The sequence below is a fragment of the Cobetia sp. SIMBA_158 genome (genome assembly GCF_046566945.1).
Taxonomy (GTDB): Bacteria; Pseudomonadota; Gammaproteobacteria; order Pseudomonadales; family Halomonadaceae; genus Cobetia; species Cobetia amphilecti.
The window spans coordinates 132,553-156,212 of sequence record NZ_JAWJYL010000005.1; the positions used below are offsets into that span (position 1 = coordinate 132,553).

Annotated in this window: 23 protein-coding genes; 5 read left to right on the forward strand and 18 right to left on the reverse strand. The window is 63.8% G+C overall.

The window, feature by feature from the left end:
- Nucleotides 1-84: 84 nt before the first annotated feature.
- The gene (locus R2R70_RS09945; RefSeq protein WP_303593432.1) at nucleotides 85-471 is read right to left on the reverse strand and encodes a VanZ family protein; all 387 of its coding nucleotides are present in this window, start codon (nucleotides 469-471) and stop codon (nucleotides 85-87) included.
- Nucleotides 472-562: 91 nt separating this feature from the next.
- Nucleotides 563-1,660 carry a uroporphyrinogen decarboxylase gene (gene hemE, locus R2R70_RS09950; RefSeq protein WP_043331592.1) on the reverse strand — a complete coding sequence of 366 codons (1,098 nt, stop codon included), beginning with the start codon at nucleotides 1,658-1,660 and terminating at the stop codon, nucleotides 563-565.
- Between the two features lie 324 nt (nucleotides 1,661-1,984).
- Between hemE and ribA the strand changes: the two genes are divergently transcribed.
- Both ribA and trhA read left to right on the forward strand, forming a co-directional pair.
- Nucleotides 1,985-2,620 (forward strand): GTP cyclohydrolase II, encoded by a 636-nt coding sequence (gene ribA, locus R2R70_RS09955; protein WP_043331593.1) that lies wholly within the window; start codon nucleotides 1,985-1,987, stop codon nucleotides 2,618-2,620.
- A 134-nt stretch (nucleotides 2,621-2,754) separates the two neighbouring features.
- Complete coding sequence (trhA, locus tag R2R70_RS09960; RefSeq protein ID WP_410977919.1) at nucleotides 2,755-3,549, forward strand: PAQR family membrane homeostasis protein TrhA; 795 nt, start codon at nucleotides 2,755-2,757, stop codon at nucleotides 3,547-3,549.
- Nucleotides 3,550-3,708: 159 nt separating this feature from the next.
- Here the strand turns inward: trhA and R2R70_RS09965 are convergent, their stop codons facing one another.
- The 5 genes from R2R70_RS09965 to xseB form a co-directional block, all read right to left on the reverse strand.
- Nucleotides 3,709-5,010 carry a DUF4172 domain-containing protein gene (locus R2R70_RS09965; RefSeq protein ID WP_107335734.1) on the reverse strand — a complete coding sequence of 434 codons (1,302 nt, stop codon included), beginning with the start codon at nucleotides 5,008-5,010 and terminating at the stop codon, nucleotides 3,709-3,711.
- A 659-nt stretch (nucleotides 5,011-5,669) separates the two neighbouring features.
- On the reverse strand, nucleotides 5,670-6,299 hold the full coding sequence (locus R2R70_RS09970) for a glutathione S-transferase family protein (protein WP_107335735.1): 630 nt from the start codon (nucleotides 6,297-6,299) through the stop codon (nucleotides 5,670-5,672).
- A 239-nt stretch (nucleotides 6,300-6,538) separates the two neighbouring features.
- Entirely contained in the window at nucleotides 6,539-8,461 is a 1,923-nt protein-coding gene (gene dxs, locus R2R70_RS09975) for a 1-deoxy-D-xylulose-5-phosphate synthase (RefSeq protein ID WP_410977920.1), read from the reverse strand.
- A 12-nt stretch (nucleotides 8,462-8,473) separates the two neighbouring features.
- The gene (locus tag R2R70_RS09980) at nucleotides 8,474-9,406 is read right to left on the reverse strand and encodes a polyprenyl synthetase family protein (protein WP_107335736.1); all 933 of its coding nucleotides are present in this window, start codon (nucleotides 9,404-9,406) and stop codon (nucleotides 8,474-8,476) included.
- Entirely contained in the window at nucleotides 9,406-9,690 is a 285-nt protein-coding gene (gene xseB, locus R2R70_RS09985) for an exodeoxyribonuclease VII small subunit (RefSeq protein ID WP_043331600.1), read from the reverse strand. Before xseB ends, R2R70_RS09980 begins: the two co-directional genes overlap by 1 nt.
- 321 nt (nucleotides 9,691-10,011) lie before the next feature.
- Here xseB and serA point away from each other — a divergent pair, with 321 nt between their 5' ends.
- On the forward strand, nucleotides 10,012-11,262 hold the full coding sequence (gene serA / locus R2R70_RS09990) for a phosphoglycerate dehydrogenase (protein ID WP_043331602.1): 1,251 nt from the start codon (nucleotides 10,012-10,014) through the stop codon (nucleotides 11,260-11,262).
- Between the two features lie 288 nt (nucleotides 11,263-11,550).
- On the opposite strand, the gene R2R70_RS09995 is transcribed toward serA, so the two are convergent.
- The 11 genes from R2R70_RS09995 to R2R70_RS10045 all read right to left on the reverse strand — a co-directional run bounded on the left by R2R70_RS09995 (nucleotide 11,551) and on the right by R2R70_RS10045 (nucleotide 20,211).
- Nucleotides 11,551-11,736: a tautomerase family protein gene (locus R2R70_RS09995; protein WP_410977921.1), complete on the reverse strand. Its 186-nt coding sequence runs from the start codon at nucleotides 11,734-11,736 to the stop codon at nucleotides 11,551-11,553.
- Between the two features lie 337 nt (nucleotides 11,737-12,073).
- On the reverse strand, nucleotides 12,074-13,339 hold the full coding sequence (locus R2R70_RS10000) for a dihydroorotase (protein ID WP_410977922.1): 1,266 nt from the start codon (nucleotides 13,337-13,339) through the stop codon (nucleotides 12,074-12,076).
- Entirely contained in the window at nucleotides 13,336-14,388 is a 1,053-nt protein-coding gene (locus tag R2R70_RS10005) for an aspartate carbamoyltransferase catalytic subunit (protein WP_052384301.1), read from the reverse strand. Before R2R70_RS10005 ends, R2R70_RS10000 begins: the two co-directional genes overlap by 4 nt.
- Nucleotides 14,385-14,918, reverse strand: a complete 534-nt coding sequence (gene pyrR / locus R2R70_RS10010; protein ID WP_410977923.1) for a bifunctional pyr operon transcriptional regulator/uracil phosphoribosyltransferase PyrR — start codon at nucleotides 14,916-14,918, stop codon at nucleotides 14,385-14,387. The genes R2R70_RS10005 and pyrR overlap by 4 nt, the downstream gene beginning before the upstream one ends.
- Before the next feature lie 98 nt (nucleotides 14,919-15,016).
- The gene (ruvX, locus tag R2R70_RS10015; protein ID WP_054556397.1) at nucleotides 15,017-15,472 is read right to left on the reverse strand and encodes a Holliday junction resolvase RuvX; all 456 of its coding nucleotides are present in this window, start codon (nucleotides 15,470-15,472) and stop codon (nucleotides 15,017-15,019) included.
- The gene (locus R2R70_RS10020; RefSeq protein ID WP_043331610.1) at nucleotides 15,465-16,022 is read right to left on the reverse strand and encodes a YqgE/AlgH family protein; all 558 of its coding nucleotides are present in this window, start codon (nucleotides 16,020-16,022) and stop codon (nucleotides 15,465-15,467) included. Before R2R70_RS10020 ends, ruvX begins: the two co-directional genes overlap by 8 nt.
- Nucleotides 16,023-16,037: 15 nt before the next feature.
- Nucleotides 16,038-16,952 (reverse strand): energy transducer TonB, encoded by a 915-nt coding sequence (locus R2R70_RS10025; RefSeq protein WP_131431099.1) that lies wholly within the window; start codon nucleotides 16,950-16,952, stop codon nucleotides 16,038-16,040.
- A gap of 108 nt (nucleotides 16,953-17,060) precedes the next feature.
- Nucleotides 17,061-18,032, reverse strand: a complete 972-nt coding sequence (gene gshB, locus R2R70_RS10030) for a glutathione synthase (RefSeq protein ID WP_043331619.1) — start codon at nucleotides 18,030-18,032, stop codon at nucleotides 17,061-17,063.
- Nucleotides 18,033-18,244: 212 nt separating this feature from the next.
- Nucleotides 18,245-18,997 (reverse strand): 16S rRNA (uracil(1498)-N(3))-methyltransferase, encoded by a 753-nt coding sequence (locus tag R2R70_RS10035; RefSeq protein ID WP_410977924.1) that lies wholly within the window; start codon nucleotides 18,995-18,997, stop codon nucleotides 18,245-18,247.
- A 165-nt stretch (nucleotides 18,998-19,162) separates the two neighbouring features.
- Nucleotides 19,163-19,666, reverse strand: coding sequence for a protein-export chaperone SecB (secB, locus tag R2R70_RS10040; RefSeq protein ID WP_043331620.1), 504 nt, complete (start codon nucleotides 19,664-19,666; stop codon nucleotides 19,163-19,165).
- 125 nt (nucleotides 19,667-19,791) lie between these two features.
- Nucleotides 19,792-20,211: a rhodanese-like domain-containing protein gene (locus R2R70_RS10045; protein ID WP_043331622.1), complete on the reverse strand. Its 420-nt coding sequence runs from the start codon at nucleotides 20,209-20,211 to the stop codon at nucleotides 19,792-19,794.
- Between the two features lie 444 nt (nucleotides 20,212-20,655).
- Here R2R70_RS10045 and gpmI point away from each other — a divergent pair, with 444 nt between their 5' ends.
- On the forward strand, nucleotides 20,656-22,218 hold the full coding sequence (gpmI, locus tag R2R70_RS10050) for a 2,3-bisphosphoglycerate-independent phosphoglycerate mutase (RefSeq protein WP_410977925.1): 1,563 nt from the start codon (nucleotides 20,656-20,658) through the stop codon (nucleotides 22,216-22,218).
- On the forward strand, nucleotides 22,205-23,506 hold the full coding sequence (locus tag R2R70_RS10055) for a murein hydrolase activator EnvC family protein (RefSeq protein WP_410977926.1): 1,302 nt from the start codon (nucleotides 22,205-22,207) through the stop codon (nucleotides 23,504-23,506). The genes gpmI and R2R70_RS10055 overlap by 14 nt, the downstream gene beginning before the upstream one ends.
- Nucleotides 23,507-23,660: the final 154 nt, after the last annotated feature.

Here is a 23,660-nt window from a genome sequence, read left to right on the forward strand (position 1 = left end):
CAAAGACGGGCGGAGTGGAAAGTGTTGATGCATGACAATTTCAGACAGGCCGCGTATCGATGACACGCGGCCCGGGGGAGAGGCTCAGCGAGAGGCCGGCCCGAGGCGGACCAGATGCAGAATCAGTCGGACGCACTGGAACACTCCCAGCCCGATGAGGATGCCGGCGAGGTCCGCCAGCGCATCCAGCACCTCAGCGCCGCGATAGGGAATCGCCAGCTGCAGACATTCGATGGCGACGCCCAGCAGCAGCAGGGCCGGCAGGATGATCAAGCTGGTCAAGCCCGCCAGCCGTGTCGTCAGCGCCAGCAACGCGAAGGCGGAGAAATGCTGCAGCTTGTCCCAGGGGAAGGTCTGCTCCGGATGCGGCACGCCCGGGGAGAGCGTGCCGAACAGGATCAGTAACAGGCACAGCAGCGCCACGAATGCCCAACCGCGGCGCGGGATGAGACGCTGCTCGACCGGCGTCATGCTGACACCCCCGCTGGCCGCCCTGCTGCTTGCCACCTTCTATAGGCAGCAACAGGGGTGGCAGCAGAGAAGACCATGAAGGGCCCTCCCATCAGCCGCGGGCGACCGGTGTCGCATTGGCGGCGTCATCCTGATGGTAGGCCGGGCTCAGCTCGTGCAGCGCGTCCATCAGGGCATTGACATTGCCCGGGTCGGTGAACTGGCTGATGCCGTGCCCCAGGTTGAAGATGTGGCCCGGGCCCTGGCCGTAGCTGTCGAGGATACGCCCGACTTCGGCACGAATGGCGGCCGGCGTGCCGAACAGCGCATTCGGGTCCAGGTTGCCCTGCAGGGCCACACGATGGCCGACACGCTCACGCGCATTGGACATCTCGGTGGTCCAGTCGAGGCCGACGGCATCACAGCCGGTGGCGGCGATGTGTTCGAGCCACTGGCCACCATTCTTGGTGAACAGGATCACCGGCACACGGTTGCCTTCGCTGTCCGGCTTGAGGCCAGCGACGATCTGCTCCATGTAGCGCAGCGAGAACTCGAGATAGGCCGGCGTGGACAGGGTGCCACCCCAGGTATCGAAGATCTGCACCGCCTGAGCACCCGCGGCAATCTGGGCGTTCAGATAGTCGGTGACAGCCTGCGCCAGGGTATCGAGCAACTGATGCATGGCTTCCGGATTGGAATACATCAGGCCTTTCACGTGACGGAAATCCTTGCTGGAACCGCCCTCGACCATATAAGTGGCCAGTGTCCACGGGCTGCCGGAGAAACCGATCAGCGGCACGCGGCCGTTCAGCTCACGGCGGATGGTGGACACGGCACGCATGACGTAATCGAGATCACGCTCGACATTCGGCACGCTCAGCGCCGCGATTTCCTCGGCAGTCCGCACTGTCTTGCGGAATTTCGGGCCTTCGCCGGTCTCGAAGTAAAGGCCCAGCCCCATGGCATCCGGGATGGTCAGGATGTCGGAGAACAGGATGGCGGCATCCAGCGGGAAGCGCTCCAGCGGCTGCAGCGTCACCTCGCAGGCACGCGCGGTGTCCATGCACAGGTCCATGAAGCCACCGGCCTGACCGCGGACTTCGCGATATTCCGGCAGATAGCGGCCAGCCTGGCGCATCATCCAGACGGGAGTACGGTCGACCGGCTGACGGGCCAGCGCGCGCAGGAAGCGATCATTCTTCAAGGTCATCGGAATCACACATCAGCTCGGGGAATGTCTCGGCATTCTATCAGAGCCTGAGAAAAATCCCGCCCATCGTGGTGATGCAACAAATGCATTGGCAAATCGCCCCGCCTTTATAGTTCCTTTGCTGGCGTCATCCGACCATTGTGGTGGTGGCGGCAACAACGCTTTTCCATACAGAGCGATGAGTCATCGGCCACAGACTGGTAAACTCGCCACATGACTGCATGCTGGCCGCCGGTATCTCGAGCGACTCATCGAGACATTGCCGGACCACCGCATGCCCGCGCTTTTTCAGCCCGGCGATTGTCCGGGCGTTCGAGGTGAACAGTGACCATTCGATTCATCGCCGCCTCGCGGCTGCCAACGCCCTGGGCGACCTTCACCATGCACGGTTTCGAGGATGAGACCACCGGCAAGGACCACATCGCCCTGACCCTGGGTGACATCGATGACGGCGCGCCGGTGCTGGGCCGCGTGCATTCCGAGTGCCTGACCGGCGACGCCCTCTTCTCGATGCGCTGTGACTGCGGCTATCAGTTGCAGGAAGCGCTCAAGCGCATTGCCGCCGAAGGTCGCGGCGTGCTGCTCTATCTGCGTCAGGAAGGCCGCGGCATCGGCCTGCTCAACAAGATTCGCGCCTATGAGCTGCAGGATGGCGGTGCCGATACCGTCGAAGCCAATGAGCGCCTAGGCTTCGGGGCTGACATGCGCCGCTACGATATCTGTGTGCCGATGCTGGAGCATCTCGGCGTCAGCACTCTCAAGCTGATGACCAACAACCCGCGCAAGGTCGATGCCCTGACGCGTGATGGTGTCACCATCAGTGAGCGCCAGCCGATCACCACCGGCCTGAATCCGCACAACGAGCACTATCTCTCGACCAAGGCGGGCAAGCTGGGCCACATGATGGCACTGGATGATTTCACCCAGGCAAGCGACGTGGATATCGAGCGCAGCGAGTAGCCGCGCGCAGGGGGGCCCTGATGGGTTCCCCCTTCCTTTATAGGCAAATTGACTGGCTGGCACAGCGAGCGTGACATGACGACGTCACCCGCCAGAGAGTAGGCTGGAGTCGAACCCGCGCCGGAGACATCGTCATGCGCAAAGACTCAACGGCTGCATCATCACAGCCTTCTTCATCACAGCCTTCGTCAACACGGCCCGCCTCGACACCTCCTCAGGCATCACCCTCTTCCAGCGCATCGCCTGCCGATGACGCAGATTCACGCGACACCGCCGCGACGCCTGCTCTCTATACCCGGCTGGAGGAATGGCTGCACAGCGCCAGCCACGGCATCGGCGCCGTCATGGGCCTCGTCGGCATGATCGTGCTGATCGTGATGGCCAGCCTAGCCGCCGAAGTCGACCCCTGGAAGATCGTCAGCGTCAGCCTCTACGGCCTGACCCTGGTGGTGCTGTATGCGGCCTCGACGCTCTATCACGGTATCCGTCATCCGCGCCTGAAATATGCCTTCCAGCTGCTGGATCACTGCGCCATCTATCTACTGATCGCCGGCACCTATACGCCCTTCCTGCTGGTCAATCTTCGCGGCCCGACCGGCTGGACGCTGTTCGCCATCATCTGGTCGCTCGCGCTGGGCGGCATCTTCCTCAAGCTGCGCTGGCCTGAACGCTTCAGCGCCCTGCGCGTGAGCGTCTATCTGCTGATGGGCTGGTTGATCGTGTTCGCCTCGCCGATGCTGGTCGAGAAGCTCTCCGAGACAGGGCTCATCCTGCTGGTCGCCGGCGGCATCACCTATACCCTGGGCGTGATCTTCTTTCTGATGACGCGCCTGCGCTATCACCACGCCATCTGGCACCTGTTCGTGCTTGGCGGCAGTACCTGCCACTTCTTCGCCATCTATACCGCAGTGCTGCCGTATTCCGTATAACGTGATCGGGGCCGCCACGCTGGCCGGCGCTCTTGAGCACACCGGCTTGAGAACACGGCACTGAGAACAAGGAACTGAGAACACCGGCAAGCCACCTCAAAAAAGCGGGAAGGGTCGTCATGACCCTTCCCGCTTTTTTTTCGCGATTTTTTTGGCGCTTCAGGGCTCGTCTCTCACAGGGCTATCTCCCTGAGGGGCGAAGACCGGCAAGCGATACCGGGTACCGCGCCCGACACCGTAACTTTCCAGTACCTGCTTGGCGGTCAGGTCGGCGAGATCGCGGGCGGCGGTAGGGTCGGATGTGTCGACCAGGGCGCGATATTCGGCGCGCCCCACGCCCTCTTCGTCATCTCGCTCCAACAATGTCAGTACCAGCTCGCGCTGGCGGGCATTCAGCGGCGTACGCGCGTGCTCCAGCCACAGACGCTCGGCGCGCTGGACGCGCTGATAATGGAAGGCCGTCCGACGACCGGCGTCGCGCAGTCGCAAAAGCCACCACTCGGCCCAGACATTCATGTCACCGGGCGCTGCATCCTCCACCTCACCATTGAGCGCGCGGTCCAGCTGCGGCGGCAGCGGATGTCCACTGGCCGAAGTCTGAGGCTTGCCGAGATAACGCTGCTCCAGCTCGCGCAATTCATCCTGATGCTCGAGCACCACCGAGAACAGCGCCTGGCGGCGCCAGCAGAGTTGCTCCAGCGCTTCCGGCTCCCAGCGCTCGGCGACCTTGCCGACAAACTCGCCCTGCTGCTGCAACGCGGCCAGGGCATCGATTCGTGTCAGCCAGCGCATCAGCAGCAAGCGCCCGATCAAGCCGTTGCCCAAGGCCAGCGGTGCGAGCGCCTGCCAGTGCGCATGCAGCTGCAGGGCATTCAACACCCCTGAGTTATCCACATCCGGTTCTTCCGTCGCCAGACGCTGCCAGAAGACATCCAGCTCCCGGTCCAGCGCATCGGGATTCTCCGCTGGGGCGCGATAGCGCAAGCGCTTGAGACCGTAACGACCGCTGACCGCTTCGTAGCGCGCCTCGCGCCATGCACCGAGTGGCTGACCACTGCTGCGCGGCAGGAAAGGCCCCAGACGCCGATGCCACTCGAGCACCTGTTGGCGGGTCAGCGGCTGAAATGCCGTGCGCACGACTTCCAGCGTCACATCCACGAAGACGTCGACACCAGGCGCCGGCCCGCGCGGTGACTCCTGATGGCCGGACTCCAGCCCCAGCGCCTGATACAGCGCATCACGCAACGCCGCCCGCCCGAGCACCACGCCGGACAGCTGGGCACTGGCTTCCATCTCTTCGCTGAGGAGCGTCGCCTCGAGACGCAGGCGTTGTCGGGGATAGAGATTCTGCCCCTGAGCGACCAGCGGCGACATCACCGCCTGGGTCGCCGCCAACTGCCCCATCAAGGGCATGACCTCCAACCGCCCCCGTGGCCAGTCAGGCTGCTGCCAGATCCACATAAGTTGTTATTCCCATTGAGGTTTTCACCAACATCTTATCAAAAAGATCCGCAATAAACCACATATCGGATCACTTAATGATGCGTAAAGTAGGCAAGATGCGATCATCGCTTTTGATTTGACCAATATCATGTCATGAAAATCTAATAAACCTCTTAACCCCATGATTTTCATCGAATATGTCGCCACTCACATCGCATAAGTGCTGCCCTCGATCTCATCTCGATCAACGCTTGACCACCATGGCAAAAACAACCAATTAACGAATCATTAATAGATACGCAAAAGACTCAACAGCGCATCATTCACCACCGAATGCCTGAAACCCGCCCTCGATCGAGGACCTGCCTCGCGCCGCACTGTCTCGAACTGGCCTGCCTCTAACCGACCTGAGTCAGCCCGCCACCAGACAGCCTGGGGCGCGCCCCAGACGGTTGACGCCGCTGAACGAGCAAGGCGACCTCTCAACCTCGTCAGGCGCCCTGCAAGCGTCTCTGAGGCCCAGAAACGCAAAGGCGCCACCCTGATATCAGGATGGCGCCTCATGGCGTGTGTGCGCTCTCAGCGCGCTCTCATGGCTTCATTGCAGAACATGCAGGACAGATCAGTCCGTCAGCTTGGCCTGTGACGGCGTTCGATGACGGTTCCGGCAACAGGGCTCAGTGTTGCTGACGCTCCTCGGCAGCCTGTTGCTCGCGCTGGCGGGCCCGCTCGCAGGCAGGACGCGCCCGCACCTCTTCGCCCCACTGCTCAAGCACGGCCGGCAGAGGTTGCCCGGCCATCTGCGCCCAGCTGAGGGTCTGGGCGAGGAAGATATCGGCGACACTGAATTCATCGGCCACCAGCCAGCCCTGGCCATCGAAGCGGCGCTGAAGTGCCTTGAGAGCACGCTGGAATTCCCATTGGGCTGTCTGCTTGATGGCATCACAGCGCTGGTCCTCCGGCAGCGCGAAGGTGTGCTTGGCCAATGTCCACAGCGGCTGCTCAAGCTCGGTGGTCAGGAAACTGAGCCATTGATCCATCTGTGCCTGCTCGGCCAGCGATTGTGGCAGCAGGCGCCCTTCTCGCGCCGCCAGGTAGCGACAGATGGCACTGGACTCGAACAGGGCCAGCTCACCATCCACCAGGGCTGGCGCCTTGCCATCGGGATGAATGGCCAGGTATTCAGGGCTGTGCCCCTCACCGGCCTTCAGATCCAGACTATGAATCCGGTAATCGAGCCCCAGTTCCTCGAGCGTCCAGGCGACCCGCAGCGAGCGGGAATTCGGATAGCTGTAGAGAGTCAACATGGTCGGGCGCACTCCGTGGCGTTGCGGTGGTGACTGGCGCAGGTGAAAGCTTTCGCGCCAGCCAGGCCCTGGCTGCTTGAGCAGAGGGCTTGATGGTCATCCAGCATGGGCGGGAAGTCGCGGAGTTTCCATGCATCCTTCGCCGTCTCGCCGCAGGCAGTCACGCAACGAAAAACGCCTGTGGACAACTCGAGCTCTCGAGTCATCCACAGGCGTTTCGGTATTGCATGCCACCAGGATCAGCTGCCGAGGCGAGTCTCGATACTGGCGCGGATGCCGGCGGCATCCAGACCGCAATCACGCAGCAGCTCGACCGGCTTGCCATGCTCGACGAAGCCATCCGGCAGCCCCAGCAGCAACATGGGTTGAGCCAGTCCCGCGTTCAGGTAGAGCTCGGCCACGCCGGCTCCCGCGCCCCCCGCGATGGCATTCTCTTCGACGGTCACGACCAGGTCGTGCTCCGCGGCGATCTCGAGCAATGCCTCACGGTCCAGCGGCTTGATGGAGCGCAGGTTGAAGTGGGTCGCATCCAGCGCCTCGGCGACCTCGGCCACCGGCGTATTCATGCTGCCCACGGCGACGATGGCGACACGCACCTCGGGGCTGCCACTGATACGACGACGGTATTCCCCCTGGCCGATCGCCATTGGCGTCAGGTCGGCATCGGTGGCCATCCCCGGCCCGGTACCGCGCGGATAGCGCACCGCAGCCGGCCCGGGGTGGGCCAGTGCCGCGCTCAGCATGCCACGGCACTCGGCTTCATCGGCCGGCGCCATCAACACCAGCTCCGGCACGCAGCGCAGGAACGACATGTCCAGGCTGCCGTGATGCGTCGGGCCGTCTTCGCCGACCAGACCGGCACGGTCGATGGCAAAGGTCACGTCCAGTTTCTGCACCGCGACATCGTGGATCAGCTGATCATAGCCACGCTGCAGGAAGGTGGAATAGATCGCCACCACCGGCTTCATGCCCTCACAGGCCATGCCCGCTGCCACTGTCACCGCGTGCTGCTCCGCGATGGCGACATCGTAGTAGCGATCAGGATATTCCTTCGAGAAGCGCACCAGATCCGAGCCTTCCCGCATGGCCGGCGTGATGCCGATGACGCGCGCATCCGCGGCGGCGGCGTCACACAGCCAGTTGCCGAAGACACTGCAGTATTTCTGCGGCCTGGGAGCCGGCGCGTCGGTGACGGCAGGCGCCTGCTCGGCTGCCTGAGGCGCGGCCTTCTCGAGCTTGGTGATGGCGTGATAGCCGATCGGGTCACGCTCCGCCGGCAGGAAGCCCTTGCCCTTGCGCGTCACCACATGCAGGAACTGCGGGCCATCCAGATCACGCATGTTGCGCAATGTCTGCACCAGCGCCGGCAGGTCATGGCCGTCGATGGGGCCGATGTAGTTGAAGCCCATCTCCTCGAACAGCGTCGCCGGGCTGATGAAGCCCTTCATGTGCTCTTCGGTACGCTTGGCAAGCTCCAGCGCACCCGGCAAGGGCGACAGCAGTCGCTTGCCGTTGGCGCGCATCTGGGTATACGGCTTGCTGGCCAGAATACGTGCCAGATAGCTTGCCAGGCCGCCGACGTTCTCGGAGATCGACATCTCGTTGTCGTTGAGCACGACCAGCATATTGGCCTTCACGTGCCCGGCATGCGCCAGTGCCTCGAACGCCATGCCAGCCGTCAGGGCACCATCGCCGATCACCGCACAGGCGCGCCGTGACTCACCCGCCGTGCGGGCGCCGAGCGCCATGCCCAGCGCCGCACTGATCGAGGTGCTGGAATGTCCCACCCCGAAGGTGTCGAACTCGCTCTCGGCACGCTTGGGGAAGGCAGACAGGCCATTGTACTGGCGCATGCTGTACATGGCTTCACGACGGCCGGTCAGAATCTTGTGCGGATAGGCCTGATGACCCACGTCCCACACCAGACGGTCATGGGGCGTTTCCAGCGCATGATGGAGGGCCACAGTCAGCTCGACCACACCGAGCCCGGCACCGAAGTGCCCGCCGGTACAGCCGACGCTGTAAAGCAGGTAGGCGCGCAGTTCGTCAGCCAATTGGCGCAGCTGTGCCGCGCTCATGGCGCGCAGCGCTTGAGGTGTCTCGACCGCATCGAGCAGTGGCGTCGCGGGGCGCGCCTGAGGTATCTCGTCAAACAGCTTCATAGGCGTCAGGAATCAGTGGTCTCGCTCGATCATGTAGCGCGCCAGCACCGCGAGTGGCTCTGCGGCCTCTCCCAACGGTGCCAGGGCATCCAGGGCCTCTTGCAGTAGCTGACCTGCTCGCTCTTGAGCACCTTCGAGTCCAAGCAGCGAGGGGTAGGTCGGCTTGTCGCGCGCAGCGTCAGCACCGGCCGTCTTGCCAAGCGTTGCGGTGTCGCCCGTCACGTCCAGGATGTCATCCTGGATCTGGAAGGCCAGGCCGATAGCCGAAGCGTAGCGCTCCAGGGCAGCAAGACGCGAATCCTGCTCGTCGACTGCCACCAATCCGCCCAGACGGACCGCAGCGCGAATCAGCGCGCCGGTCTTGTAGGCATGCATGCGTGACAGCGCCTCTACCTCACGGAACTGCCCGACCGCCTCGAGATCCAGCGCCTGACCGGCCACCATGCCACGCCGCCCGGAGGCCTCGGCCAGGGTACGCACCAGGGCAGGTGTCCGTACATGGCCGGTCGTCGCCATCACTTCGAAGGAGAGCGTCAACAGGGCATCGCCCGCGAGAATGGCGGTCGCCTCATCGTAGGCACGATGCACGGTGGGACGGCCGCGCCGCAGGTCGTCATCGTCCATGGCCGGCAGGTCATCATGGACCAGCGAATAGGCATGCACCAATTCGAGCGCCGCTGCCGCCGCGTCCAGCGCAGCGCGGTCAGCGGCCTCTTCATCGCAGCCCAGGGCACGACCCACCGCATACAGCAGCACGGGGCGCAGACGCTTGCCGCCACCCAGCACGCTGTAGCGCATGGCGTCCTCGAGACGCTCACTCACCGCCGCACTGCCGGGAGTCAACAACGCCTCAAGCACGGCCTCACTGCGCGCCTGTCCAGAGCGGATCAGCTCGCTGGCCTGCGATGCAGTCGGCGTGACTTGCGTATTCAATCCACCTGACATCACCAGTCCTTCTCCTCGTCCGCTTCACCCGCCATGCTGCCTGCGGCATCGGGCGCCGTAAACGCCGTGGGCGTCAGCGCTCCCTCCGGGCCTTCCACCAATGCCTGCAGGCGCAACTCGGCACTGTCGAGCCGCTGCTGCGCCTCGCGCGCCAGACTCACGCCCTCTTCAAAAGCGCCCAGTGACGCTTCCAGCGACATGTCGCCAGCCTCGAGCCGCGTCACCAACCCTTCAAGACGGGCCAGGGTGGCGGCGAAATCCTGTGGCACTTCCTTTTCGGCCATGGGTGCTCTCGCTCATCCGACCGGGCGGGCCCGGTGTCTCTGTGTGGAGCGCCAGTATAACCCGAAGGGCTTCACGACGCTGCCCACCCCCTGCGCACGGAGGAAGAGTCACATCAAACGGCTGTGCTGTGAATTTTTCATGCCCGGCACGCGGACATTTCATCCGGAGGCCCCGTCGGCTGTGATATTCTTTGCTCCCCTGTTGACAGCACGCCCCGCTGTTTCTCTGGCATTTTCTTGAGGTGTGACACGCCAGCAGGTCATGAAAAAGACCAAACGAACAGAAACGCCGGCATGACCGGCGAGAGGGTTGATCCGACAATGGCCAAGACGTCCCTGGACAAGAGCAAGATCAAGATTCTATTGCTCGAGGGTGTCCACCAATCCGCCGTGGATAATTTCCTCAACGCGGGTTACACCAACATCGAACTACTTCAGACCTCGCTGGCCGAGGAAGAACTGATCGAGAAGATCCGCGATGTGCACTTCATCGGCATTCGTTCCCGCACTCAGCTCAACGAGCGCGTGATCTCCGCTGCCGAGAAGCTCACCGCCATCGGCTGCTTCTGCATCGGCACCAACCAGGTCGACCTGGAAGCCGCACTGAAGCGCGGTATTCCCGTGTTCAACGCGCCCTACTCCAACACTCGCTCGGTCGCCGAGCTGGTACTGGCCGAAGCCATCATGCTGATGCGCGGCGTGCCGGAGAAGAGCGCCAAGGCACATCGTGGCCAGTGGATGAAATCCGCCAAGAACAGCCATGAAGTCCGCGGCAAGACGCTGGGCATCGTGGGCTACGGCAGCATCGGTTCCCAGCTGTCCGTGCTCAGCGAATCCCTGGGCCTGGACGTCATCTACTACGATGCCGTCACCAAGCTCGGCATGGGCAATGCCCGTCAGGTGGCAAGCCTGGAAGAGCTGCTGGCGCGCGCTGACATCGTCACCCTGCATGTGCCGGAAATCCCCTCCACCAAGTGGATGATGGGCAAGCAGCAGTTCGCGCTGATGAAGCAGAACAGCGTCTTCATCAATGCGGCCCGCGGCACCACCGTCGTCATCGAAGACCTGGCCGAAGCCCTCTCCAGCGGCAAGCTGCTGGGCGCCGCCATCGACGTCTTCCCGGTAGAGCCGAAAGGCAACGGCGAAGAGTTCGTGTCTCCGCTGCGCGAGTTCGACAATGTCATCCTGACGCCGCACGTCGGTGGCTCCACCATGGAAGCCCAGGAAAACATCGGTGTCGAAGTCGCCGAGAAGCTGGTGACCTACTCCGACAACGGTACCACCATCGGCTCGGTCAACTTCCCGGAAGTCGCCCTGCCGGCGCACCCGGAAAAGCACCGTCTGCTGCATATCCACGACAACGTCCCGGGCGTGCTGTCACGCATCAACCAGGTGCTGTCCGAGGAAGGCATCAACATCTCTGGCCAGTACCTGCAGACCAACAACACGGTCGGCTATGTGGTCATCGATGTCGACAAGGCCTACGGCAAGAAAGCGCTCGAAGCGCTCAAGACCGTCGACCATACCCTGCGTATCCGGACTCTCTACTCGGAAGCTGATTTCGAGAACTGAGTCCGTGCTCTGCTTCATGGCCGTGGAGCAGAGGGCAGGCAAATGAAAACGCCGCAGCCAGAAATGGCTGCGGCGTTTTTTTGTTCCGGATTACCAGGCGCGTTGCTCGCCGCGCCTTGCTTCCCACTCCCCTCTGTCATGCCTCTGTCATGCCTCAGCCGGTTTCCCATAGACTGGCAATGCCGGGCCAAGCCCAAGGGCATGTTTCACGTGGAACATCTCAAATTCTCGTAAAACACCCTCTGAATCAAACAGTTGAGAACCAGTGCCCAGTTGAAACTTCTTCTCTCAGCGCTCTGACAATGGCGTGCCAGCGACGGCCCAGTTTTCCGGCTCCACTTCCTGCAGCATCACCCAGACGGACTGCTCACACACACCCAGCACGCGAGCCGTCTCGCGCGTCAACGCCTCCACCAACTCCCGCTTCTGTTCCTGTGTCTTGCCAGTCAGAAATTCCGCACGAATCATCGGCATGGTTTTCTCTCCTTGTTGTTCAGATCTTTTTTCCTGCATGCCAGATCAGCCTGGCCAGCCGCCTTGCTCGCTATTGCCACAGCCGCTTTAAGGCGCTGTGGCCAATGGGCTCTCGCAAATCGCTGCTGAAGCCATTGTTCCACGTGAAACATCTGCCGGCAGCAAAGAGCGCAGCCCAGCGATGTCACTCTGCGCCATAGGCTGGTAAAGAAATTGGCTGCTTTACGAAAAAGCAGCCAATTCTCGCCATACGTCATTCAAAAAATCGCTTGGCTATCAGTCTTTTGGCGCGCTTTAGCCAAATATCTCAAGCATCATGTTCCACGTGAAACACTACTTAGGCGTAGCAGGAATCACCCAGCAGCACCTCTTCGACGCGACCGTTCAACAGCATGCCAAGCAGCGGCGTGTTATGGCCGGCACTGGCCAGCGTCTCGCTTGAGACACGCCATTCCTGTTCCATATCGATCACCGCCAGATCACAGTACTCGCCCACTTCCAGCATGCCGCCCTTGAGTCCGAAGCGTCTGGCACTGAACGTCAATGTCTCGATCAGGCGAGGCAGGCTGAGCAGCTCGGCCTTCACCAGCGCCAGCCCCAGCGGCAGCATGGTTTCCAGACTGGTCATGCCGGGCTCGGATACTGCAAAGGGTGCGCTCTTGGCAGCGGCTTCATGGGGCAGATGATTACTGACTATGGCGTCGATGGTGCCATCGACCACACCGGCCCGCAGCGCATCCCGGTCTGCCGCGCTGCGCAGTGGCGGCTCCAGATGGAAGTTGGCGTTGAAGCCTTCCAGCTGCTCATCGGTCCAGTGCAGTTGCGCCATCGACACATCCGCGCTGATATCCAGCCCTCTGGCCTTGGCATCACGTACCAGCTCGACGGCCCGTGCACTGGAGAGCAGCGACACATGCGCCCGTACGCCGGTCTGCTCGATCAACAGCAGCCACTGGGTCAGGGCGACCGTTTCGGCAGATTCCGGAATGCCGGCCAATCCGAGACGCGAGGCAATGGCGCCCTCATGGGCGCAGCCCTGCCCGGCCAAGGCGGCCTCCTGGGCCTGGAACACGACGGTGATATCAAAGGTCCGCGCGTACTCCAGACAGCGTCGCAGTACGCCGAGATCGCGTATCGGCTGGCGCAGGTTGGTCAGTGCCACACAGCCTGCGGACTTGAGCGCGGCCATATTGGCGAGCAGATCACCTTCCAGCCCCTGCGTCAGTGCCCCCAGCGGCGCAAGGCGCACCCCCGCCACATCACGCGCGCGGTCCAGCAGCGTACGAATATGCGAGGCGCTGTCGAGCACCGGGCTGGTGTCGGGCCGCGGCAGGATGGTCGCGTAGCCACCCGCCAGTGCGGCAGCCGACTCACTGACCAGGCTGCCCTTGTAGCGCGGGCCCGGGTCACGCAGGTGCGCGCCAAGATCGATAAAGGCCGGCGTGACCAGCTTGCCCGCCAGGTCATCGCGCTGCTCGGCGCTGAAGTCCGCCGGCGCTTCGCCGATCGCGATCAGGCGACCGCCGTCGAGGTGGAGGTCGTACTGGCCATCGCGGCCGTTGGTCGGGTCGATCACCCGTGCATTGATCAGGCTGCGTTTCATGCGCCAGCTCCTCGTGAACGTTCACCCCTGCGCTCGGCGCGCGCCTTCATCTGTCCGGAGACCGCCATCGACAGCACCGCCATGCGCACCGCGATACCGTTGGTGACCTGATCGAGTATCAGAGAACGCGGGCCATCCGCGACGGCGGATTCGATCTCGACACCGCGGTTGATCGGCCCCGGATGCATCACCACGGCATCAGGATGCGCGTGTGCCAGGCTTTCGCGGGTCAGACCATAGCGGCGGTAGTATTCCGATTCCGAGGGCAGCAGTGCGCCATCCATGCGCTCCTTCTGCAGGCGCAGCATGATGACGACATCGACATCCTTCAGCCCTGCTGCCAGCTCAGTGAAGACCTGGCAGCCCAGCGTCTCGACCCCGATGGGCAGCAACGTCTGCGGTGCGACCACCCGCACCTCCGCTGCGCCTAGCGTATTGAGCGCCTGAATCTGCGAGCGAGCGACGCGTGAATGCAGGATGTCACCGACGATCGCGACGCGCAGATTGGCGAACTCGCCCTTGTGGCGGCGGATGGTCAGCATATCGAGCATCGCCTGGGTCGGGTGCGCATGGCGACCGTCACCGGCATTGATGATCGCCACATGCGGCGTGATCTGGCTGGCGATGAAGTGCGCCGCACCGGAGTCGCCATGACGCACCACGAAAGCATCCGCCTGCATGGCCTCGAGATTGACCAGGGTATCCATCAGCGACTCGCCCTTGGCGGCCGACGAGGTCTTGATGTCCAGATTGAGCACATCCGCCGACAGGCGCTTGGCGGCCAGCTCGAAGGTGGCACGCGTGCGGGTCGAGTTCTCGAAGAACAGGTTGGCCACCGTGCGCCCGCGCAGCAACGGCACCTTCTTGACCTCGGCATCGCCGATACCACGGAAGTGATCGGCGGTGTCGAGAATCTCGGTCAGTACGCTGCGCGGCAGGCCTTCGATATCCAGAAAGTGGCGCAGCCGGCCCTGCTCATCCAGCTGGACCTGTGCCGGCGAGGCAGCCCGCACATCCGCACTGGCCTGCGAGAGATCAAACAGGTTCATGCCGTCACCTCGCCGGTATCGACCAGTGTCAGGCGCAGGTTGTCGGGGCCTTCCAACTTGATGCGCTTGCCGGGCGCCAGCGCCAGGTTGGCGCCCAGGGCGTCCGGCTGCACCGGCAGCTCACGCCCCGGCAGCTCTACCAGGCAGGCCAGCAGCACGCGGCGCGGACGGCCATAATCGAACAGCTCATTGAGCGCCGCGCGCACGGTACGCCCGCTCATCAGCACATCGTCCACCAGCAGCAGATCGCGATTCTCGATATCCGGCAGCTGTGACCCCTGGCCGCCATCCGACAGGCCCTTGTGGCCGAAGTCGTCGCGCCAGAAACCGATATCCAGTGTCGCGAGGGGCTCTTCCAGCCCCAGCCGCTCACGCAGTGCCTGGGCGACCCAGACACCGCCGGTATGAATGCCGACCGGAATCAGACGTTCACGATCGAGTTCACGGCGCTCGAACAGCAATTCGAGCTCCTCGGTCATGGCCTCGAGCAGTGCCTCGACCTCTGGCAGTGCCTCATGTTCTTCGTGCATCTCAGACTCTTGCATGGATATCGCTTCCTATCTTCCCTGCCGGATGGCGGCAAACAGACAAAAAAAACCCGCTTCCGGAAAGGAAGCGGGTGGAGTATTCAGTAACCGACAAGGTCGCCCTCGCCTCGCTGGCTTGCAAACCAGCTCTCGAGAATCAGCTGAGCGGCGAGGCCGTCCACGCCATCATCGCGATAATTGCCGCGGTGGCCGCGCTCGCGCGCCAAGCCCTTGGCCGCCTTGGTGGAGCCACGCTCGTCCCACATTTCCAGCGGCTTGCCGTAGCGGCCATACAGGCGCTTGCCGAACTTGCGGGCTCGGCTGCACATCAGTGTCTCGCTGCCGTCCAGCTCGAGGGGCAGGCCGACCACGAACAGGTCGGGCTGCCATTCCTCGATCAGGCGATTGACGACATTCCAGTCCGGAATGCCGTCCCGCACATGCAGCGGCACCAGAGGCGTCGCGGTGCCGAGCATCTCGGTACCCACCGCGACACCGATGCGACGCGTGCCGAAATCGAACGCCAGCGCCGTACGGCTGACTTGCCGCTCAGCCATGCCCAATCTCCCGCGACATCAGATTCATGTCGACGCCCAGCTTGCTGGCAGCCGCTTCGAGACGGGACTCGCTGTCGGCATCGAAGAGGATGCCGCTGTCGCCTTCGACGATCAGCCAGCTGTTTTCCTTCAGCTCGTTGGTGAGCTGGTCCGGCTCCCAGCCAGCGCAACCGAGGCAGACCATGAAGTCATCAGGGCCTTCGTTGCCGGCTATCGCCTTCAGGATGTCCAACGAAGTGGTCAGCGCCAGCTCGTCGGTCACCTGCAGGCTGGAATCCCACTCGCTGGCCTTGCCGCGATGCAGGATGAAGCCGCGGTCCTTGTGGACGGGGCCGCCGTAATAGACCACCTCATCGAGGCGCTCACAGCTGTCGGCAGCGATCTCGAGCTGCTCGAACAGACCGCGCATGGTCAGCTTGATCGGCTTGTTGACGATGACACCGAGGGTGCCCTTGTCATCATGATCACAGAGGTAACTGAGCGAGCCGGAAAAATTGTCATCATCGAGATGCGGCATCGCCAGCAGGAAATAGTCTCGCAGACTTTGCATGGTCCTCCCGAGGCGTCAGGGCGCGCCAGAATCGTTGCCGGGGCCGAATCGCCAGATGCGGGTGATGGTCAGCTGGCTCATCCCCTTGAGACTTTCATCAAAGGGCGCATAAGGAGCCGCGCCGTAGACCGTATCCAGAGCCGCCTGGTCGAGTTCAGCATGTCCCGAGGATTGTAACACTTCCGCGAACTCAAGCTGACCGCTGGGCAGCACGACGGCGCGAATCCGCAGCTCGCCGCTCAGATGGGCAGGTGCCGGATAGTGCTGGTTGCCGAATGCTTGCACCGTGCCGGTCCAGTCATTGATATAGCGCGCGCGGGCCGAGGCACGCGCCGCCTTGCGTGAGGCGGTGTCACCCACCACCTCACGCGACTGGCCGGAGGCCTGGATTCGCTGAACGTCCTGCTCGCTGGCCTGCTGTTCATTGTCCGGCGTATCCGGCAGCAGTTCGGAACGCGTCACCTGCTGTGACGACGCCTGCTGGGTCGCGATGACCTCGGGGATGCGCTCCGGCAGTACCAGCGCCTGCGTGGCCGGAGCCTGGGCTTCCGCCACGGCCGGCTCGCTGGCCTCGGACGCACTCTGCTCACCCGGCTGCGGGGGCGCCTGATTGGTTGGCCCGGCCTGGACCGCCGCCTCGCGCCCGCTGCCACTGGCCTGCTGGTCCTGCTCGGCCACCACCTGCGAGTCGACGGCAGTGGTGCTGGCCTGACTGACCAGCGTCACATCGAGCATCACCGGCTTGGGCATGGGTGGCACCTCGGGCGGCGTCAGCAGGCCGCTGCCCAGCAACCACCAGCCGATGACGGCATGGACGGCCAGTGCCGCGCCCCATGCCACCACACGGCGATGCACCCGCGTCACCGGAACATAGGTGATCGGGTCGGTGACGCTATGATTGCCTGCCCACCATTCGACGGGTGCTGCCATACCCCACTCCCTGTCCACGGAACCTCATTGGCAGCTTCGGCTTCCCTGCCGTTTACTGCGAATCCATTGCGGGTCAGCCAACTGGTGCCGACCTCATCGCGACGTTGCTCAGGCGGGCGTCTGCGCCGCCAGACGCGCTTCGATGGCATCCATCAACAGACCGGCGATATCAGTGCCGCGCTGGGTATCGATCTCGCGCACGCAGGTCGGGCTGGTGACGTTGATCTCGGTGATGTAGTCGCCGATCACGTCCAGGCCGACGAACATCAGACCCAATGATTTCACCACCGGCTTGACCTGCTCGATCAGCCAGTAATCGCGGTCGGTCAGCTCACGCGATTCGCCACGTCCGCCAGCCGCCAGGTTGCCGCGCGTCTCACCGGCGCTGGGAATGCGCGCCAGGCCGAACGGCACCGGCTCGCCATCCACCAGCAGAATGCGCGTATCGCCGGCACTGATTTCCGGCACATAACGCTGGGCCATGATCTGACGGGTGCCCCGCAGCGTCAGCTGCTCGATCACCGAGCCGAGATTGCGGCCATCTTCGGCGACGTGGAAGATGCCACTGCCACCCATGCCATCCAGCGGCTTGAAGATCACGTTGCCATGCTCGGCGTGGAAGGCGCGCAGCACCTTGTCGTTGGCCGACACGGTGGTCGGCGGGATGCACTGCGGGAACTGCTGAGCGAAGAGCTTCTCGTTGCAGGTCTGCAGCGCGGCCGTCGGATTGACCACCAGCACGCCTTCCCGCTCGGCAAAGCCCAGCAGGTGAACGGCATTCAGGAAGTGTTCGTCGACGGGCGGATCCTTGCGCATCAGGATCACGTCAAGCTCGGCCAGCGGAGTCGCGACGACCTCGCCCAGCTGATAGAAGTTGTCCGGATCGTGGTAGACCTCCAGATCACGCATCCGGCCCATGGCGCGACCATTCTCGAGATAGAGGTCTTCCTGCTCGAGATAGTGCAGCGACCAGCCACGCTGGCTGGCGGCCCACAACATGGCCAGAGTGGTGTCCTTCTTGTAGGCGACGCTGGACATCGGGTCCATCACCACGCCGATCTTGAGCTTGCGAGCAGTCATTGAGGCAACCTTGTGACGACACTGCCAGCCCGGAACGCGGCCGGCAGCGGGGATAACGGAGACTCCCGTCGCGACATGACACCATGGCGCGGGAGCGATGGGACAAGTATGCAGCAGCGCCGTGCTGCTCACCACTGGCGAAACGCCCTTGCCGGCTCACGCTGTGTTGCCGGCAGATCAACAATTTCGCCCGGGGGCCAGATGATGGGAGATCAGCGCGGCAGGTCACCAAATCGCTGCTGCAGCAAGGTCAGCGCCACCACCGGCGCCGTCTCGGTGCGCAGGATACGCGGCCCCAGGCCGAGCACCTCACAACCGGCGGCGGCCGCTTCTGCCACCTCTTCCTGCGTGAAGCCGCCTTCCGGGCCGATCAGCAGGCTGGCACGGGTCACGCCACCCTCGGCCTCGGCCTCGGCCACGTTCAGCGCCTCGGCGCCGCCCGGCTGCAGAATCAGGCGCAGCGGCTCATCACGCTCGGCCAGCCACTGCGTCATCGCCACCGGGGCATGCACGACCGGCACGACGCTTCTTCCGCATTGCTCGCAGGCGCTGGCCGCCACGCCCTGCCAGTGCGTCAGCTTCTTGTCGGCGCGCTCGCCCTTGAGCTTGACGTCGCCCCGCGCGGTATAGAGTGGCGTGATGGCAGCCACGCCCATCTCACAGGCCTTCTGGATGGCGTAATCCATGCGATCGCCCTTGGAGATCGCCTGCCCCAGATGCACCGCCAGCGGCGCCTCGCGGTCATTGGGCACCGCCTCGATCACCTGCACGCTGACGCCCTTGCGGGTCACCTCCTCCAGCAACACGCGCACCTCCTGCCCACGGCCATCGAACAGCTGCGCCTCACTGCCGACCTTGGCACGCAGCACCAGCCCGAGGTGGCGTGCAGGCCCCTCGGGGAGCGCGAAGGACGCCCCGGCGCTGACATTGAGATCAAGATCGGGGCAGTGCAGACGGATGGCCATGGACGGGGTCTCGCGGACTAAGAAGCAGTGAAAGTGAGCCGCGATGAGTCGATATAGCATCGCAGGCAAGGCGGCGGCCATTGTCGCCCAAAAACGCAGCGACGGGCCACTGGGGCCCGTCGCTGGTCGTACCTGTCATGTGGCCAATCAAGGCCGGCTCACTGATCAGTGAGCGGTCGCCTCGGCGGCGCCCTGGGCTTCACGCTGCTTGCGCTGCGCGTACATGGCCTCGAAGTTGACCGGAGCCAGCATCAGCGGAGGGAAGCTGCCACGGTTGACCAGATTGTCGATGGCTTCACGCGCATACGGGAACAGCACGTTCGGGCAGAAGGCGCCCAGGGTGTGGTCCAGCTGCTCGGCAGACAGGCCAGCGATACGGAACAGGCCAGCCTGCTCGACTTCCGCTAGGAAGGCTGTGGTCTTGTCTTCGCCGTTGGTGACCTGGGCAGTGACCTTGATGGAGACTTCGAACAGCTCCTCACCGACCTGCTGGTGCTCGGTATCCAGCTCCAGCGCGACCTTCGGCTGGAACGGCTGGGAGAAGACCGCCGGAGAATTCGGGGCTTCGAAGGACACGTCCTTCACGTAGATGCGCTGCAGGGCAAACTGGAGCTGATCCTGAGCCTGTTCTGCGCCTGCTGCAGCCTGTGCGTTCTGTTCTTCAGCCATGAGACATATCCTTGAGGGTTCGGAGATTTATTCTTGGTTGCGAGCCGGCCTCCAGCAGACCCGCAAACTTGCCCCGCCAGCGGGGCAATGACAGCTGGCAGACACGCGACGTGCGAGTCTGCGACTCAGCGAGTCACGACCGGCAGGCTGTCGGCTTCCCACTGGCCCATGCCGCCCTTGAGCTTGACGGCCTGCTTGAAGCCATCCTTCTCGAGGCGCGCCACCAGCGGCCCCGCCGTCTGGCCGTGCTTGCAGACGATGATCACCGGGCGTTCCTTGTACTTGGCCAGCGGAGTGGTCTCGCTGGTCAGCTGACTGCTGGGAACGTTGACGGCACCGGCGATATGACCGGCCTTGAATTCCTTGCTGTCGCGGATGTCGATGAAGACACCCTCTTCGCGATTGACCAGTCGCGTGGCCTCGCTGACGCTGACGCCGTGGTTGCCACGCATGGTTTCCATGACAATGAGGGCGACCAGCAGGGCGACGAAGGCGCCGACCAGCAAGGGATGATTCTGCGCGAACTGAAGCAGCTGTTCGATCATGAGACGGGCTAACTCCGCTGTGACGTGCATGCCGACGCGTACGCGGCAAAGGAAATAGACCGCTACCTGAGGTAACGGAGCCAGCATTATACATGACAGGCCCAAGCATGAATGCCGCTGCATGGCATCAAAAAGGCGTAGCCGGGCGATGCGCCGGCTGCTGTCAGCTCAGCCGGGCCGGGACGATCCACCGATAGCGCAACCCAATCCCGGCGATACACTTGCGGCACTTGCACTCGGCACCTTACCACCCCTCTAATAGAGGGCAGAACGAGCAGGTAGTTTTATCACTACATGTCGTTTCCGCCGAGGGTTCTGCCCCACGGATGCGCCACAGCATGGCCGCAGGACATGACAGCTGCATGATGCGTCACCCGGCGAACATCGTCCTGTCATCCCGGCCCCTGCTCACCCCAGATCATTCGTCATCACAGCGAGGAAGTCATGGCAGCTCAAGCACAAGGTCCGCGTCCCGTCGCCCTAATCATTCTGGACGGCTACGGTCACAGCGAAGAGGAGAAGGACAACGCCATCCTCGCCGCCGACACGCCGGTGATGGACCGCCTGCGTCGTGAATATCCCAGCGAACTGATTCACACCGATGGTGGCTTCGTCGGCCTGCCGGACGGCCAGATGGGCAACTCCGAAGTCGGCCACATGAACCTCGGTGCCGGTCGCATCGTCTATCAGGACTTCACGCGCATCACCAAGGCGGTGCGTGAGAATGCCCTCAAGGACAATGACATCCTGACCGCGCCCATCGATGCCGCCGTCAAGGCCGGGCGTGCCGTGCACCTGATCGGCCTGCTGTCTCCGGGTGGCGTCCACTCCCACGAAGACCACACCCTGGCCATGGCCGACCTGGCTGCCGAGCGGGGCGCCAAGCGCATCTATATCCACGCCATCACCGATGGCCGTGACACCGCGCCCAAGAGCGCCGAGGCCTCCATCGCGCGTGCCGATGAGCACCTCGCGGGCCTGGGCCTGGAAGATGGGCGTGTCGCCACGCTGGTCGGTCGCTACTTCGCACTGGACCGTGACAACCGCTGGGACCGCGTCGAGCAGGCCTACCGCCTGATCGCCAACGGCGAAGCCGAGCATGAAGCCGCCACCGGCGTCGCCGGTCTGGCTGCCGCCTACGAGCGCGACGAGACCGATGAATTCGTCACCGCCACCCGCATCGGCGATTCCGTCGCCATGCAGGAAGGCGATGCGGCCATCTTCATGAACTTCCGCGCCGACCGTGCCCGCGAGCTGACCCGCGCCTTCGTCGAGCCGGACTTCGCAGGCTTCGAGCGTACGCCGCCCAAGCTGGCCCACGACGGCCTGGTGATGATGACCCAGTACGCCGCCGACATCCCGGCGCCGGCAGCCTTCCCGCCGTTCGAACTGCACAACACCCTGGGCGAGGTCGTGTCCGACCGTGGCCTGACCCAGCTGCGCATCGCCGAGACCGAGAAGTACGCACACGTCACCTTCTTCTTCTCCGGTGGCCGCGAAGAGGAATATCCCGGCGAGACGCGCATCCTCGTGCCGTCCCCGCAGGACGTGAAGACCTACGACGAGAAGCCGGAAATGAGCGCCGGCGAAGTCACCGACAATCTGGTGGAAGCCATCGAGTCCGGCGGCTACGACCTCATCGTCTGCAACTACGCCAACGGCGACATGGTCGGCCACACCGGCAAGTTCGACGCCGCCGTCCAGGCCGTCGAGTTCCTCGACAAGTGCGTGGCGCGCGTGGTCGAGGCGCTGGAGAAGGTCGGAGGCGAATGCCTGATCACCGCCGACCACGGCAACGCCGAGCAGATGGTGCACCCGGAAACCGGCAATCCGCAGACCGCGCACACCACCTTCGAGGTGCCGCTGATCTACGTGACGCAGCGCGATGCCAAGCTGGCCGCCGACGGGCGTCTGTGCGATCTCGCCCCGACCCTGCTGACCATGATGGGCCAGTCGGTGCCGGAAGAGATGGATGGCAAGGTGCTGGTCGATTATGCCGAGGCCTGATAGCAGGCTGCATGGCGCACCCTTCGGTGCGTCGTGCCTCTCGCCCAGCCCGAGCAAGCCGCTCGGGCTGGGCGACCGCCCCCGAATCTTCAAGCGCCGGAGCCGAGTCTCCGGCGTTGTGCTGTCTGCCTGGCTGCTGAGTCTCGCCCCGCTGGCACTCGGCCCCGTGGTGGCGACCACCGCGCAGGCCGCTGACGACACCGCCACCCTGACCCAGAAGAAGCAGGCCTCCCAGGAAGACCTCAAGCGCCTCAAGCGCGAGATCCAGGCGATGCAGGGCGAGCTCAAGGCCACGGCAGCGCGGCGCAGCGACACGCGCAACGGGCTGGAGAAGATCGAGCGCCAGCTCAACGCCACGCGCCAGCAGACCGGCAAGCTCGAGGATGAGCGCGATGACATCAAGCAGCAGCTGGTGGCACTGACGCGCAAGCGTGAAGCCCTCAGTCAGCAGCAGACGGCCCAGAAGGCGGCGGTCGCCGAAGAAATGGCCGCCCTCTATCGCCTCGGTCGTCAGCCTGAACTGAAATTGCTGCTCAACCAGGATGATCCCGCACGTCTTGAGCGCCTGCAGGTCTATCTGAACCACCTGAGCGAATCACGACGCGCAGCGCTGGAGCGCCTGGCCGAGCTGAACCAGTCACTGGCCGACACCCGCGCACAGCTGCTGGCCCGTCAGACACGCCTGAATGACGTACAGGCAGGCCTCAAGCGGCAGGCCAGTCAGCTGATCGCGCAACAGAATGAACGCGCCGCACTGCTGCGCAAGCTGGATGCGCGCTATGCCAGCCATGAGGCGAAGATCGCCGAACTGGACCAGGACCGCGCACATGCCAATCAGCTGATCCAGACCCTCGAGAAGCGCCTCAAGTCGATCAAGAGCGCGCCGCCACCCAAGACCCGCATCACGCGTGCGATGGGCAAGATGGACTGGCCGGCGCCGGGCAAGGTGATCTCCGCCTATGGGCGTGGCGAGGGCGTCAACCGTGATGGCGTGCTGATTCGCGCGACACAGGGCACCGCCGTCACGGCGCCGCACGCCGGTCGCGTAGTCTTCGCGGACTGGATGCGTGGCTATGGCAACCTGCTGATACTCGACCACGGTGACAACGTGCTGACGCTCTACGCCCACCTGGCAAGCTTCAGCGTGGGCCCGGGCGACAGCCTGTCACGCGGCCAGCAGCTGGGCAGTGTCGGCAGCAGCGGCGGGCGTGATGGCCCGGCGCTCTATTTCGAAGTGCGCCGCAGCGGTCAGCCGACAGACCCGAGTCGCTGGCTCTCGCGCCGCTGAAGTGCCTGGCAGCGGCACCTCGCGCAGCGTCTGATTGTCAGTCAGCGCTGAACGCCACCGCTAGCCAGCGGGCTAGTCGCCAGGCACTCGCGCGGGATATGCTCGCAGTAGCCTGTGACTGCGAGCATGCTGGGCGGTGTTCCCCCCTGCCATG

Coding starts and splice junctions, on each gene's coding strand:
- gpmI (WP_410977925.1), top strand. CDS start 20,656: ATGGCAGCTCAAGCACAAGGTCCGCGTCCCGTCGCCCTAATCATTCTG.
- ruvX (WP_054556397.1), bottom strand. CDS start 15,472: ATGGCTGAGCGGCAAGTCAGCCGTACGGCGCTGGCGTTCGATTTCGGC.
- trhA (WP_410977919.1), top strand. CDS start 2,755: ATGCGCAAAGACTCAACGGCTGCATCATCACAGCCTTCTTCATCACAG.
- serA (WP_043331602.1), top strand. CDS start 10,012: ATGGCCAAGACGTCCCTGGACAAGAGCAAGATCAAGATTCTATTGCTC.
- pyrR (WP_410977923.1), bottom strand. CDS start 14,918: ATGCACGAAGAACATGAGGCACTGCCAGAGGTCGAGGCACTGCTCGAG.
- R2R70_RS10020 (WP_043331610.1), bottom strand. CDS start 16,022: ATGCAAAGTCTGCGAGACTATTTCCTGCTGGCGATGCCGCATCTCGAT.
- R2R70_RS09970 (WP_107335735.1), bottom strand. CDS start 6,299: ATGTTGACTCTCTACAGCTATCCGAATTCCCGCTCGCTGCGGGTCGCC.
- R2R70_RS09980 (WP_107335736.1), bottom strand. CDS start 9,406: ATGTCAGGTGGATTGAATACGCAAGTCACGCCGACTGCATCGCAGGCC.
- R2R70_RS09945 (WP_303593432.1), bottom strand. CDS start 471: ATGACGCCGGTCGAGCAGCGTCTCATCCCGCGCCGCGGTTGGGCATTC.
- R2R70_RS10000 (WP_410977922.1), bottom strand. CDS start 13,339: ATGAAACGCAGCCTGATCAATGCACGGGTGATCGACCCGACCAACGGC.
- R2R70_RS10045 (WP_043331622.1), bottom strand. CDS start 20,211: ATGATCGAACAGCTGCTTCAGTTCGCGCAGAATCATCCCTTGCTGGTC.
- hemE (WP_043331592.1), bottom strand. CDS start 1,660: ATGACCTTGAAGAATGATCGCTTCCTGCGCGCGCTGGCCCGTCAGCCG.
- gshB (WP_043331619.1), bottom strand. CDS start 18,032: ATGACTGCTCGCAAGCTCAAGATCGGCGTGGTGATGGACCCGATGTCC.
- R2R70_RS10005 (WP_052384301.1), bottom strand. CDS start 14,388: ATGAACCTGTTTGATCTCTCGCAGGCCAGTGCGGATGTGCGGGCTGCC.
- R2R70_RS10035 (WP_410977924.1), bottom strand. CDS start 18,997: ATGGCCATCCGTCTGCACTGCCCCGATCTTGATCTCAATGTCAGCGCC.
- xseB (WP_043331600.1), bottom strand. CDS start 9,690: ATGGCCGAAAAGGAAGTGCCACAGGATTTCGCCGCCACCCTGGCCCGT.
- R2R70_RS09965 (WP_107335734.1), bottom strand. CDS start 5,010: ATGTGGATCTGGCAGCAGCCTGACTGGCCACGGGGGCGGTTGGAGGTC.
- dxs (WP_410977920.1), bottom strand. CDS start 8,461: ATGAAGCTGTTTGACGAGATACCTCAGGCGCGCCCCGCGACGCCACTG.
- R2R70_RS09995 (WP_410977921.1), bottom strand. CDS start 11,736: ATGCCGATGATTCGTGCGGAATTTCTGACTGGCAAGACACAGGAACAG.
- R2R70_RS10025 (WP_131431099.1), bottom strand. CDS start 16,952: ATGGCAGCACCCGTCGAATGGTGGGCAGGCAATCATAGCGTCACCGAC.
- secB (WP_043331620.1), bottom strand. CDS start 19,666: ATGGCTGAAGAACAGAACGCACAGGCTGCAGCAGGCGCAGAACAGGCT.
- R2R70_RS10055 (WP_410977926.1), top strand. CDS start 22,205: ATGCCGAGGCCTGATAGCAGGCTGCATGGCGCACCCTTCGGTGCGTCG.